Source organism: Pseudomonas sp. AC252, from assembly GCF_979258105.1.
This window is the reverse complement of the sequence record NZ_OZ409837.1, coordinates 1,691,963-1,704,800: the sequence shown is the minus strand read 5'-3', so window position 1 is coordinate 1,704,800 and position 12,838 is coordinate 1,691,963. Positions and strand designations below refer to the sequence as shown.

At 60.6% G+C, this 12,838-nt stretch carries 14 protein-coding genes; 8 read left to right on the top strand and 6 right to left on the bottom strand.

What is annotated here, in order from left to right:
• Positions 1 to 125: 125 nt before the first annotated feature.
• Both ACZZZ4_RS07980 and ACZZZ4_RS07975 read left to right on the top strand, forming a co-directional pair.
• A complete protein-coding gene (locus tag ACZZZ4_RS07980; RefSeq protein WP_039757388.1) occupies positions 126 to 2,102 on the top strand; it encodes a methyl-accepting chemotaxis protein in 1,977 nt (658 codons plus the stop codon).
• Between the two features lie 196 nt (positions 2,103 to 2,298).
• Positions 2,299 to 3,513, top strand: coding sequence for an aldose 1-epimerase family protein (locus ACZZZ4_RS07975; protein WP_463547583.1), 1,215 nt, complete (start codon positions 2,299 to 2,301; stop codon positions 3,511 to 3,513).
• Here the strand turns inward: ACZZZ4_RS07975 and ACZZZ4_RS07970 are convergent.
• Positions 3,510 to 5,003, bottom strand: a complete 1,494-nt coding sequence (locus ACZZZ4_RS07970; protein WP_039757390.1) for a YifB family Mg chelatase-like AAA ATPase — start codon at positions 5,001 to 5,003, stop codon at positions 3,510 to 3,512. The genes ACZZZ4_RS07975 and ACZZZ4_RS07970 overlap by 4 nt on opposite strands.
• A gap of 325 nt (positions 5,004 to 5,328) precedes the next feature.
• Between ACZZZ4_RS07970 and ACZZZ4_RS07965 the strand changes: the two genes are divergently transcribed.
• Together ACZZZ4_RS07965 and ACZZZ4_RS07960 are read left to right on the top strand one after the other, a co-directional pair.
• The gene (locus ACZZZ4_RS07965) at positions 5,329 to 5,607 is read left to right on the top strand and encodes a type II toxin-antitoxin system RelE/ParE family toxin (protein WP_080769343.1); all 279 of its coding nucleotides are present in this window, start codon (positions 5,329 to 5,331) and stop codon (positions 5,605 to 5,607) included.
• 7 nt (positions 5,608 to 5,614) lie between these two features.
• Positions 5,615 to 5,920, top strand: a complete 306-nt coding sequence (locus tag ACZZZ4_RS07960; protein WP_039757791.1) for a HigA family addiction module antitoxin — start codon at positions 5,615 to 5,617, stop codon at positions 5,918 to 5,920.
• Between the two features lie 113 nt (positions 5,921 to 6,033).
• Here the strand turns inward: ACZZZ4_RS07960 and ACZZZ4_RS07955 are convergent, their stop codons facing one another.
• Positions 6,034 to 6,294 (bottom strand): accessory factor UbiK family protein, encoded by a 261-nt coding sequence (locus tag ACZZZ4_RS07955; protein ID WP_415761089.1) that lies wholly within the window; start codon positions 6,292 to 6,294, stop codon positions 6,034 to 6,036.
• A gap of 394 nt (positions 6,295 to 6,688) precedes the next feature.
• Here ACZZZ4_RS07955 and glnK point away from each other — a divergent pair, with 394 nt between their 5' ends.
• From glnK to sutA, 4 genes are all read left to right on the top strand, one after another.
• A complete protein-coding gene (glnK, locus tag ACZZZ4_RS07950) occupies positions 6,689 to 7,027 on the top strand; it encodes a P-II family nitrogen regulator (protein WP_002555808.1) in 339 nt (112 codons plus the stop codon).
• A 37-nt stretch (positions 7,028 to 7,064) separates the two neighbouring features.
• On the top strand, positions 7,065 to 8,402 hold the full coding sequence (locus ACZZZ4_RS07945; protein ID WP_024014776.1) for an ammonium transporter: 1,338 nt from the start codon (positions 7,065 to 7,067) through the stop codon (positions 8,400 to 8,402).
• A 214-nt stretch (positions 8,403 to 8,616) separates the two neighbouring features.
• Positions 8,617 to 9,042 (top strand): secondary thiamine-phosphate synthase enzyme YjbQ, encoded by a 426-nt coding sequence (locus ACZZZ4_RS07940; protein ID WP_129997924.1) that lies wholly within the window; start codon positions 8,617 to 8,619, stop codon positions 9,040 to 9,042.
• Positions 9,043 to 9,143: 101 nt separating this feature from the next.
• The gene (gene sutA / locus ACZZZ4_RS07935) at positions 9,144 to 9,470 is read left to right on the top strand and encodes a transcriptional regulator SutA (RefSeq protein WP_016772583.1); all 327 of its coding nucleotides are present in this window, start codon (positions 9,144 to 9,146) and stop codon (positions 9,468 to 9,470) included.
• Between the two features lie 189 nt (positions 9,471 to 9,659).
• On the opposite strand, the gene ACZZZ4_RS07930 is transcribed toward sutA, so the two are convergent.
• From ACZZZ4_RS07930 to dapF, 4 genes are read right to left on the bottom strand one after another with little or no spacing between them, the layout of a single operon-like run.
• Positions 9,660 to 10,367 (bottom strand): HAD family hydrolase, encoded by a 708-nt coding sequence (locus ACZZZ4_RS07930; protein ID WP_463547582.1) that lies wholly within the window; start codon positions 10,365 to 10,367, stop codon positions 9,660 to 9,662.
• On the bottom strand, positions 10,364 to 11,263 hold the full coding sequence (gene xerC, locus ACZZZ4_RS07925) for a tyrosine recombinase XerC (RefSeq protein WP_039757393.1): 900 nt from the start codon (positions 11,261 to 11,263) through the stop codon (positions 10,364 to 10,366). The genes ACZZZ4_RS07930 and xerC overlap by 4 nt, the downstream gene beginning before the upstream one ends.
• Before the next feature lie 2 nt (positions 11,264 to 11,265).
• Entirely contained in the window at positions 11,266 to 11,991 is a 726-nt protein-coding gene (locus tag ACZZZ4_RS07920) for a DUF484 family protein (RefSeq protein ID WP_024014772.1), read from the bottom strand.
• A gap of 13 nt (positions 11,992 to 12,004) precedes the next feature.
• A complete protein-coding gene (dapF, locus tag ACZZZ4_RS07915) occupies positions 12,005 to 12,835 on the bottom strand; it encodes a diaminopimelate epimerase (RefSeq protein ID WP_039757394.1) in 831 nt (276 codons plus the stop codon).
• Between the last annotated feature and the right edge of the window lie 3 nt (positions 12,836 to 12,838).

Sequence of the window (12,838 nt, the reverse complement as noted above, 5' to 3'; positions counted from 1 at the left end):
GTTTTACCGCCGACTACGAGCATGTGGAACCGTCGTGCCGGTTCTGCGCTACCCCCATTATTAGAATATTTTCCGGGCAATTACCGCGATCAAGGAGGATTCGGTGGCTCGGCCAGGAGCTGTTCATGTCTCAACCTCGTGCTCGGATCGCCTCGCAGTTGGGCCTCGCCCTTGCTGTGATACTGGCGATAGTCATCAGCGGCAGTACGGTGTTCGCCTTGCGTTCGCTGGATTCCGCCAACCTCGCCACCCGTGAAGAGCATCTGGCCAGTGAGGCCCGGCTGCTGGCCGATCAGCTGAGTACCTTCCACGGTACGCTGCGCGAAAGCACCCTGCGCTTGAGCGGTCTGTTCGAAAAGCGCTTCGGCAGTGGTTTGAGTGTGCACCCGGATCAGCCAGTGACCGTGGCCGGCGTGCAGACCCCGGGCCTGCACCTGGGCAACGAGGTGCTGAACAATAACTTCAAGGAAGTTGACGAGTTCAAGCAGATGACCGCCGGTGTGGCCACGGTATTCGTGCGCAGCGGCGAAGACTTCATTCGTGTCAGCACCAACGTCAGCAAGCAGGACGGCACCCGTGCCATTGGCACCGTGCTCGATCATGCCAACCCGGCGTACGCAAAGCTGATGGCGGGGCAGAGTTATGTCGGCCGCTCGCTGCTGTTCGAGCGTTACTACATGTCGCAGTACACCCCGGTGCGCGATGCAGGCGGCAAGATTATCGCGGTGTTGTACGTCGGCTTCGATTACACCGACGCGCAGAACGCGCAGTTCGCCAATCTCAAGCGCTTCCGCATCGGCCAGACCGGCTCGCTGGCGCTCCTCGACGAGCAGAACAAATGGCTGGTGCCGATTGCCGGCGTCGAAGCTCTGGACCAAGCCGTACCGACCATCAACAACCTGGTGAAAACCCCGGGCAAAGGTGAGTTCTGGAGCGACAAGGGCGAAGACTTCTATAGCATCGCCGTGCCGTTCGAAGGTGGCCCGTGGTCGGTGGTGGCGAGCATGCCGAAAGCCGAGATCCGCGCGGTGACCTGGAGCGTCGGTACGCAACTGGCGATCGGCAGCCTGCTGGCGATGTTGCTCGCGGTCGGTTCCGTGGTCTGGCTGCTGCGCAGCAAACTTGCCCCGCTGGGCGATCTGGTGCGTCAGGCCGAGGCGTTGGGCGCGGGCGATCTGAGTGTGCGGCTGAACGTATCGAGCCACGATGAAATCGGTCAGCTGTCCCGTGCGTTCAACCAGATGAGCCAGGCGCTGTCGACCATGGTCGAGCATATCCGCCGCGCTTCGGAAGAGGTCAACAGCCGTGCGCAGGCGCTGTCCGGTTTGTCCGGCGGTGCTTACGAAGGCATGGAGCAACAGTCGGGCGAAATCACCAGCATGGCCGGCGCCGTGGAAGAGTTCAGCGCGACGTCGCTGAACATTGCCGACAACATGGGTGCGACGCAGCGCCTGGCGCAGGAAAACGCTCAGCAAACGCAGATTGGCCGCAGCTCGATGGAAGAAGCATCGTCGTCGCTGGAGCAGATCGCCGGTGCGCTGAACAGCACCGCCACGGTGATCAACACCCTCGGCCAACGCTCGCAGGAAATCGGCGGCATCGTCGGCGTGATCACCTCGATCGCCGAACAAACCAACCTGCTGGCGCTCAACGCCGCGATCGAAGCCGCTCGTGCCGGTGAGCAAGGTCGCGGTTTCGCCGTGGTCGCGGACGAAGTGCGCAGCCTCGCCTCGCGTACCCGTCAGGCCACCGATGAAATCTCCAGCATGATCCACAGCATCCAGCAGGAAACCGGCAACGCGATCAGCACCATGGAGCAGGGCAACGTGCTGATGCAGGAAGGCCTGTCGCGCAACGCCAATGTCGCCTCGGCGCTGGCGCGGATCGACGAGCAGAGTCGTTCGGCGGGGCAGCAGTTTGCCGCGATCACCACTGCCACTCAGGAACAAAGCAGCACGGCAACGTTGCTGAGCAGCAACTTGCAGAGCATTGCCATGGCCAACAGCGAGCAGCGTGAGGTTGTGTCTAACCTGGCTGTCACCGCTAAAGAGCTGGAGAAGCTGGCGGCGGATCTGCGTTCCGAGGTTGACCGCTTCCGTTGATGCATCTTTGAAACAGCTATCGCGAGCAGGCTCGCTCCCACAGTAGTCGGCGTAATTCACAAATATTGTGAAGGCCCGATGTCACTGTGGGAGCGAGCCTGCCTCGCGAATGCTTTTCTCCCACCGCTTTTTAGGACTTGCTGAAACGTTTCCGCAGCGCTATAAAAATGGCACAACTCCAATAAAGGCTGCTGCCATGACCCCGCTCAAACTCCTCGTCGCCTTCGGCGCATTCTCTGCCGCTTCCCACGCCATGGCCTGGGACTATGTCCTGCTCGACGCCAATACTCCGGCAAAGAACTGGACGATCACCAGTGAGCAACTTGGCGTAAAACCCGCCAAAGCGTTTTCCGTGACCCTGCGTACTCTGCATGGCGGTCGTCAGGAGGGCGTCAGCATTGTCGATATCGATAACGGCACGATGAAGCTGTCGGTAGTGCCGACCCGTGGCATGAACGTGTTGCAGGCTTCGGTGGGCGACGTTCGGATGGGCTGGGATTCGCCGGTCAAAGAGGTGGTCAACCCGGCGTTCATCGAACTCAACGGTCGCGGTGGCCTGGGTTGGCTGGAAGGCTTCAATGAACTGGTCACCCGTTGCGGCTACGAGTGGGTTGGCCATCCCGGCATGGACAACGGTGAACTGCTGACTCTGCATGGTCGTGCCGCCAACATACCGGCCAGCACCGTAACTCTGCACATCGACGAGAAGCCGCCCTATGCCATTACGCTGCGTGGCGAGCTGAAAGAGCAGGCATTCAAGAAAGTCGATTTCTCGGTAGCGACCGAGCTGGTCACCGAACCGGGCAGCGCAAGCTTCGCCCTCAACGACACCCTGACCAACAACGGCGACTATCCAAAGGAATATCAGGCGCTGTATCACAGCAATTTCAGCACGCCGTTTCTCGAGCAGGGCGCGAAATTCGCTGCGCCGGTGAAGCAGGTGTCGCCGTTCAACGACAAGGCCAAGGGCGATCTGCCCGACTGGCAGACCTATCGCGCGCCAACCAAGGATTACGACGAAACGGTCTATAACGTCGTGCCGTATGCCGATGCCAAAGGGCAGACGCTGACCGTGCTGCACAACAAGGCCGGCAGCCTCGGCGTGTCCGTTGGCTTCAATACTCAGCAGTTGCCAGTATTTTCGCTGTGGAAAAACACTGATACCCAAGGGCAGGGCTACGTCACCGGACTGGAGCCGGGGACAAGTTTTTCCTACAACCGTCGCTATCAGCGGCCGTTGAACCTGGTGCCGACCATTGCCCCGAAAGAACATAAACAGTTCCAGATCAGCTACACCCTCCTCGCGGACAAGGTGGCTGTGGATAACGCTTTGAAGCGCGTGACCGAGATTCAGGCCGGGCGCGACACCGAAGTGCGCCAGGCACCGCTGGTTGATCTGACTGAGCATTAAGGTGTCGCTGGCCGGTATTGCAGTGCCTCGGCCAGATGCTCGCGGGTAATCGCATCGGCCTGTTCAAGATCCGCCAGCGTGCGCGCGACCTTGAGCAGGCGATGCGCCGAGCGCAGCGACAGGATCAATCGCTCGCAGGCCGCTTCCAGCCATTTTTCATCGGCTGTGGATAACTTGCAGTGACGCTTGAGCCCCGGCAGATCGAGAAACGCATTGGCACAGCGCTGACGTTTCTGCTGGCGCTCCCGCGCTTCGGCCACAAGTGCTGCGGCGCTGGCGCTGTCCTCGCCGGGCTTGGCTGCCGGATTCAATGCGGTCGCTTCACGCGCCACAGTCAGGTGCAGATCGATCCGGTCCAGCAGCGGTCCTGACAGTTTGTTGCGATAGCGCTGGACCATGTCCGGCGTGCACGAGCATTTGCCGCTGGGCTCGCCAAGATATCCACAGGGGCACGGATTCATTGCTGCCACCAGCTGAAACCGCGCGGGGAAACGCACGCGGTCCTTGGCCCGGGCGATGACGATATGCCCGGACTCCAGTGGCTCGCGCAACACCTCGAGAACCTTGCGATCAAACTCCGGCAATTCATCAAGAAACAGCACGCCGTGATGGGCGAGGGTGATTTCACCGGGTTGCGGCTTCGAACTGCCACCGACCAATGCCGGCCCTGAAGCCGAATGGTGCGGTTGGCGGAAGGGCCGTTGCGGCCAGTGAGTCAGAGGCACCCCGCTGGCTACCGACTGAATCGCTGCCACTTCCAGCGCCTCGCATTCGGAAAGCGGTGGCAGCAACCCCGGCAAACGACTGGCCAGCAATGTCTTGCCAGTGCCCGGCGGCCCGCTGAACAACAGGTTATGCGCCCCCGCAGCGGCAATCAGCAGTGCGCGCTTGGCGGCTGTCTGCCCCTGCACCTCGTTGAGGTCGGGATAGGGTTTGGCAGCGTGCATCAAACCATCGGAAACGTAAGGCTCGACCGGCGTGTGCCCATTGAAATGCGCCACCGCTTCCAGCAAATGATCGACCGCAAATACCTTGAGGCCCGAGGCCAGGCACGCCTCTTCCGCATTTGCCCGAGGCACCACCAACGCCCTCCCGGCCTTGCGCGCCGCCAATGCTGCCGGCAGCACGCCACGCACCGGCCGCACGGCACCCGACAGCGCCAACTCACCCAGACATTCCACCTCATCCAGGGTCAGGCAGGGCACCTGCACACTGGCCGACAGAATCCCCAAAGCAATCGCCAGATCGAAGCGCCCGCCATCCTTGGGCAGATCCGCCGGCGCCAGATTCAAGGTGATCCGCCGCGCCGGAAATTGCAGCCCGGAATTGATGATCGCGCTGCGTACCCGATCCTTGCTCTCCTTCACCGCCGCTTCGGGCAGGCCGACCATGGTCAGCGACGGCAGACCGTTGGCCAGATGGACTTCGACGGTAACAGCGGGGGCTTCCACGCCAATCTGGGCGCGACTGTGGACAATGGAGAGGGACATGGTCGTTCCTTGAGCTGAATCGGGGAGCCGCTTCCTGCGGGTTTTTGAAGGGTAGTAGGGCGAAGCCATTTTAGTGGGGTGAGTGGAGCGCAAAAATTTCGCAGGATGTTGCCGCAAGAAATGCCAGGAACTTGCCAGGCCATGGCAAACGGGAATAGGGGAGAGTTTGTGTAGGAGATAGCAACGGGTTCAGTAAGAACCAGCAAGCATGCGTAGTCCGTTTCTGAAAGTCCTGAGAGAACACCCAAATCGCAAGATCATCTGTTTGCGCTAATGATTTTCACGAATAAACTCAGCGTTAATGCATAACGTTAAGCTTTAAACTATGATCGTTAGCTTCAGATGTCCTGAAACCGAATACCTGTTCCGAAGTGGTAAAACCCGTTTCTGGTCAGCCATATTGAGTGTCGCGGAACGTAAGCTGACGATGCTTGATGCGGCAGCTGCGTTGGCTGATCTCCGATCTCCTCCCGGAAATCGGCTCGAGTCTCTGGGAGGCGATCGGAAGGGGCAATACAGTATTCGTATCAACGCCCAATGGCGAATTTGCTTCGTCTGGGGCCTGAATGGGCCCGAGGATGTTGAAATCGTCGATTATCACTGAGGTGAGTATGACCAAGAATGGTATGCGTCCGGTCCATCCCGGCGAGATCCTCAAAGAGGAGTATCTGGAGCCTTTGAGCCTCACAGCCGCTGCGTTGGCGAGAGCATTGAGCGTGTCTACTCCGACGGTGAACGATATCGTTCTACAGCGCCGGGGCATCAGCGCTGACATGGCTTTAAGACTTTCAATCTGTCTGGACACCACTCCTGAGTTTTGGCTGAACCTCCAATCGACCTACGATCTGCGAAAAGCCGAAATTGAAAGAGGAGCTGCAATCCGTGATCAGGTCGAGCGGCTGGCACATTGCGCTTGATAGTGAATCTAGGCAGTGGAGCTGAAGGCTGCTTGAAGGAAAACGTTTGGAGGTGTTTTTTCGACGCCTTTAAAGCTGAAGAGCGTGCCCAACCTTCACTGTCAGTAGTGGTGCTATTCAGCCGGCGGATTCAGTTTCGCCTCCATCTCCGCCACCTTCGCTTCAAGACTCTCAAGCCGTGCCCGCGTGCGCGCCAACACCACCATCTGACTATCGAACTCTTCCCGGCTGACCAGATCGAGTTTGCTGAAGGCACTTTGCAGCAGCATTTTGAACTGGCTTTCGATTTCGGCTTTCGGCAGCGGGGTATCGCCGCTAAAGAGGCGGGAGGCGGTGCCGCTCAGGGCGTCGAAGAAGTCTTTGGGCGCGAGCATGGGAAATGTCCTGGAAACAATGGCCGGCAGTGTATCACGCAGTGTCTATAGTCAATCCCGTTGCACGGATGCACGCTTTTCGCGCAGGGGGACGGACGGTGGCGCACCGTTGTTGTGCGTATCGGCAAACGCTGTTCTGCCCGAGCGCGTGCAACAGGCGCCAAGAGATTGAAATGCAGGGTTTTTGCCGAGCTGGCAAGGTTTCTGCTTAGTCACCCTCGACCCATGCACTGATGCAGTCGCTGTGACGAATGCAGTGCGGCAGACGAAGCGGGGAGTTTCGTCTGATGCGGTTAGCTGGCGTCAACGATGCGTTACAAAGCCAGGCACTGCGCTTAGACTTGAGACGGGTTTGTTTTCCTGGGGCAAGTCCACCAATTCGGGAGAGAGTTTCATGAAGCTAGTCACTGCCATCATCAAGCCGTTCAAGTTGGACGACGTGCGCGAGTCGCTGTCCGAAATCGGCGTGCAGGGCATTACCGTCACTGAAGTCAAAGGCTTCGGCCGGCAGAAGGGTCACACCGAGCTGTATCGCGGCGCGGAATATGTGGTCGATTTTCTGCCCAAGGTGAAAATCGACGTGGCCATCGACGACAAGGATCTGGATCGGGTTATCGAGGCGATAACCAAAGCGGCCAACACCGGCAAGATCGGTGACGGCAAGATCTTCGTGGTCAATCTGGAACAGGCGATCCGCATCCGTACCGGCGAAACCGATACCGACGCGATCTAAGCGCCGCCACAAACCCAACGCCCCAGGAGAAAACAATATGACTCTGCGTAAATTCGCAGGGCTAGGCGCCCTGTTGTCCATCGTAATGCCCGGCATCGCCATGGCGGCAGACGAAGTGGCAGCGCCAGTCCTCAATTCCGGCGACACCGCCTGGATGCTCACCTCGACAGCGCTCGTGCTGTTCATGACCATTCCCGGCCTGGCGCTGTTCTACGGCGGTATGGTTCGCTCGAAAAACATTCTTTCCGTGCTGATGCAGTGCTTCGCCATTACCGGTCTGATCAGCATCCTGTGGGTCATTTATGGCTACAGCATTGCCTTCGACACTACCGGCATGGAGCAGGGCGTCGTCAACTTCAATTCGTTCTTCGGCGGCATGGGCAAGGCGTTCCTCGCCGGTGTCACGCCTTCGAGCATCACCGGTCCGGCGGCGCTGTTCCCTGAGGCGGTATTCATCACCTTCCAGATGACCTTCGCGATCATTACTCCAGCGCTGATCGTCGGCGCGTTCGCCGAGCGCATGAAGTTCTCCGCGATGCTGATCTTCATGGGCGTCTGGTTCACTCTGGTTTATGCACCGATCGCGCACATGGTCTGGTCCGGTAACGGCGGCCTGATGTGGGACTGGGGCGTGCTCGACTTCGCTGGCGGCACCGTGGTGCACATCAACGCCGGTATCGCCGGCCTGGTCGCGTGCCTGGTATTGGGCAAGCGCAAAGGCTTCCCGACCACACCAATGGCTCCGCATAACCTCGGCTACACCCTGATGGGCGCGGCGATGCTGTGGGTCGGCTGGTTCGGCTTCAACGCCGGTTCCGCTGCTGCTGCCAACGGCACTGCCGGTATGGCCATGCTGGTTACCCAGATCGCCACTGCCGCTGCCGCACTGGGCTGGATGTTTGCCGAGTGGGTCACCCACGGCAAGCCAAGTGCACTGGGCATCGCTTCGGGCGTGGTCGCCGGTCTGGTCGCGATCACTCCGGCCGCTGGCACTGTAGGCCCGATGGGTGCACTGGTGATCGGTCTGGCCGCAGGCGTGGTGTGCTTCTTCTGCGCCACCACCCTGAAGCGCAAACTCGGCTATGACGATTCTCTGGATGCCTTCGGCGTGCACGGCATCGGCGGTATTCTCGGCGCGATCCTCACCGGTGTATTCGCAGCCCCGGCACTGGGCGGCTTCGGCACCGTGACCGACATCGGCGCGCAGGTCTGGATTCAGATCAAAGGCGTCGGTTTCACGGTGATCTACACCGCGATCGTCACCTTCATCATCCTCAAGGTGCTGGACGCCGTCATGGGGCTGCGTGTCACCGAGGAAGAAGAGTCGGTCGGCCTCGATCTGGCACAACACAACGAACGCGGCTACAACCTGTAAGTACGCGCGATAAAAAATTGCCCGGTTCGCCGGGCATTTTTTTGTCCGGGATTTGTCATCCAAGGAGCGGCTGAAAGGATTTTTCTTACGGCTCTGGTCGTCTTTACGACGAGGCTTTTTCTGCGGGCAATCGCTTACATCGCTGCAGGATTATTAGGGCCTTTGTTTTTTTTCAGAGCACGCTAGAATGCGCCCCGAACGAGCGGAGAACTGTATGTGGCAACAGACTCTGATAACCCTGCGGGCACGGCCCCGGGGCTTTCATCTGGTAACCGACGAGTTGCTCGCAGGCTTGCCTGAACTCAGGACCTGTCGGGTCGGTCTGTTGCATTTGTGGCTGCAGCACACATCGGCGTCGTTGACCATCAACGAGAACGCCGATCCGGCAGTTCGCCGCGACTTCGAACGATTTTTCAATCGTCTGATCCCACAAGGAACGGACGGCTACGAGCACAACGATGAAGGCCCGGACGATCTCCCGGCGCACTTCAAGGCCAGCGTGCTGGGTTGCCAGATCAGCCTGCCGGTTTCGGCAGGGCGGCTGGCACTGGGCACCTGGCAAGGGATTTATCTGGGCGAGCACCGTGATCATGGCGGTGCCCGTAAAGTCCTCGCCACCTTGCATGGTGAACAGGCATGAGCCGCTGCCGGGCAGCGGTGGAAGATTTTTCAACGGCGGCTTCGACAGCCGCCAAAGCTGGTCTATAACTAATCTGCTTTTGGCAAGTCATGAGGTAGAACATGAGCGACGATGATCTGGAAAACGACGACCTCGAAGTAGGCGACGAAGACGAGGCCGAGGAAGGCCTGGAAGCGGCAGCGGAAGACGTTGCCGAAGACGATGGCGGTGACGACACGCCGGCCCCGGCTGCCAAAGGCAAAGCCAAGGCTGCGGTATCGGTCGACGAGTTGCCGAGCATCGAAGCCAAGAACAAGGAGCGTGACGCCCTGGCCAAGGCCATGGAAGAATTCCTTGCGCGCGGCGGCAAGGTGCAGGAAGTGGAGGCCAACGTGGTCGCCGATCCGCCCAAAAAGCCGGACAACAAGTACGGCAGCCGCCCTATCTGAGGCGCGTCGCTCGCTTGCTGAAAAAGCCCGCCGTCGCTGCGGGCTTTTTCATGCCTGGAATCAATCCGTTGAAAACAAATGCAGTTCCCTGTGGGAGCGAGCCTGCTCGCGGAGAGGGCATGTCAGCCGACACACATGTTGAATGACACACCGCATTCGCGAGCAGGCTCGCTCCCACAGGGCTATAGATCAGTTCGAGGAAGCATTCCAGCGTGCGAGCACCGCTGGCAAATCGGTCAGGCTGCGAATCTCCGCATCCGGCAAGCGCTCCGCCTCCCAGACCTTGCCCGTCGGGTTGAACCACACCGCGCGCAAGCCTGCCTGCTGCGCCCCGGCGATGTCATCACCGGGATGATCGCCGACATGCACCGCCGCTTCAGCGCTTACGCCGCCCCGTTGCAGGGCTTCCCGGAACAGCCGCGCATCCGGTTTGGCGATGCCGATGTCTTCGGCGCACAAGGCAAACTTGAAGTAATCCGCCAGCCCCAGCCGACGCACGTCGGCATTGCCATTGGTGACCACGCCGAGGGCGTAGTGATTGGCGAGCAGCTCCAGCAGTGGCTCGACTTCGGGGAACACTTCGATCTGATGCCGCGCATGCAAAAACACTTCGAAAGCCTTGTCAGCCAGATCCGACGCTTCGCCGTGGGCATATCCGGCTTCTTCCAGCGCATGGAACAGCACACGTCGGCGCAACGCGCTGATGCGGTGCTTGAGCCCCGGTTCGCCCGCCAGCACGCGCTCGCGGATCGCCCACAAATGCTCCACCGGCACTGCGCCCAGATTCGACGCATGTTCGCTCAGCCATTCGCGCAACACGGTTTCGGCGCTGGCAATCACCGGCGCGGTATCCCACAAAGTGTCGTCGAGGTCGAAGGTGATCAACTGAATGCTCATGAATCATCGCCTTTCATGCGTTTGGCCCGGGGGTGGGCGCTGTCGTAGACCGCAGCCAGATGCTGGAAGTCGAGGTGGGTATAGATCTGTGTGGTTTTGATGTCGGAGTGGCCGAGCAATTCCTGCACCGCGCGCAGATCCTGCGAGGACTCGAGCAAATGGCTGGCGAACGAGTGCCGCAGCATGTGCGGATGCAGGTTCTGCCCCAGTTCACGCTCGCCCGCGAGTTTGACCCGCACCTGAATCGCGCGCGGGCCAAGGCGCCGACCTTGTTGGCTGACGAATACGGCATCGTCCGCCGGGTTGGTCATGGCGCGCAGCGGCAACCACTGTTCCAGTGCTTCGCGGGCCTTTTTACCCACCGGCAACAGCCGCGTCTTGCTGCCCTTGCCGAGCACCTGAACCATGCCGTCGGCGAGGTCGAGTTGATCTAGATTGAGCCCGGTCAGCTCGGACAGGCGCAGGCCGGAGGAATAGAACAGCTCAAGAATCGCCTGATCGCGTCGGGCGAGAAAATCGTCCTCGACTGCACCTTCCAGCAATTGCAGGGCGCGGTCGGTATCGAGGGTTTTCGGCAGGCGTCGTTCGCCTTTTGGTGGGGCCAGGCCGGTGGCCGGGTCGTGGTCGCACAGACCTTCGCGATTCAAGTAGTGATAGAGCCCGCGCACCGCTGAGAGCAGGCGGGCGAGGCTGCGCGAGGACTGGCCTTGCGCATGCAGTCGGGCGATCAGGCTGCGCAGGCGCTGGATGTCCAGCGCGGCCCAGCTGCCGATGTTCTGCTTGATGCACCAGCCAAGGACTTTATCGAGGTCGCGGCGATAAGCCGACAAGGTGTGCGGCGACACCTGTCGCTCACTGCGCAGATGTTCGCAGTAAGCGTCCAGTTGTCGTTCCATGGTCAGCGTACCGAGCGCAGCGAGCTGTTGACCCGTGGCAGCACGCGGCCCATGACCTCGGCGATGTAGCTGAGGAACAGGGTGCCGACCGAACTCTTGTAGTGCTGCGGGTCGCGGCTGGCGATGGCCAGAATGCCGTGAATGCCCTGATGGCTGACGGCAACCACGGCGGTCGAGCCGATCTGCTGGCGCTGTTCTTCACCAAAGAGGAAATCCAGCTCATGTTCACGCAGGCTGCCGCTGACGCTTTTGCCTTCGGTGAGCAGGCCGCCGATCGCGGTTTGCGCATCGGCGTGAGTCACCCAGCGGCCGACCGGTGCCGGGTTGTCGCCGAGCAGGATGAGGCTGACGAAGGGCACCTGGAAATCCTGACGCAGGCTGTCTTCAACGCTGATGACCACGTCTTCCAGAGTCGACGCATCCATCAGCGCGAGGATCAGGCGGCGGGTTTTTTCAAAGAGGCGATCGTTGTCGCGGGCCACGTCCATCAGATGCGAAAGGCGATGGCGCATCTCGATATTGCGGTCGCGCAGGATCGTCATCTGCCGCTCGACCAGCGACACGGTGTCGCCACGTCGGTGCGGGATGCGCAACGATGGCAGCAGCTCTTCGTGCTCGACGAAGAAGTCCGGATGAGCCTCCAGGTAGGCGGCAACCGCGGCTGCCTCAAGGCTCTCGGACGCTGATTCGTCGACTGGTCGGGCGGGTACCTGTGGCTTGTCGGTCATGATTTCTGCTCGCTCAAAGACGCACTTGTCCTTCGTATACACGCACTGCCGGACCGGTCATCAACACCGGTTCGCCCGGGCCGGCCCACTCGATGGACAGACGCCCGCCGGGCAGGTCGATCAACAGCGGCGAATCCATCCACCCCTGACTGATGGCCGCCACCGCCGCCGCACAGGCGCCGGTGCCGCAGGCCTGGGTTTCCCCGGCGCCGCGTTCCCATACGCGCAGTTGCGCGCGGTGACGATCGATGACCTGAAGGAAGCCGACATTGACCCGCGCCGGGAAGCGTGGATGGTGTTCGATCTTCGGTCCCAGCTCATGCACCGGTGCGCTGTTGATGTCGTCCACGCGGATCACCGCATGGGGATTGCCCATCGACACGGCGGCCAGTTCGACCGTGGTGCCGTCGACGTCCAGCTGATAGCTGCTGGCCTGGGCTGGCGCCTGGAATGGAATGTCTGCCGGCACCAGGCGCGGCGCGCCCATGTTCACGCCGATCTGGCCGTCGTTACGCACGTCCAGCTCGATGATGCCGCCCTTGGTCTCAACGCGGATCTGCCGCTTGGCAGTCAGACGCTTGTCGAGCACGAAGCGGGCGAAGCAGCGCGCACCGTTGCCGCACTGCTCCACTTCCGAACCGTCGGAGTTGAAGATCCGGTAGCGGAAATCCACGTCCGGGTTGCTCGGCGCTTCGACGATCAGCAACTGGTCGAAACCGATCCCGGTGTGACGATCGCCCCATTGCTTGGCGTGTTTGGGCTGAATGTGCGCGTGCTGGCTGACCAGGTCGAGGACCATGAAGTCGTTGCCCAGGCCGTGCATTTTGGTAAAACGCAGCAGCATGGG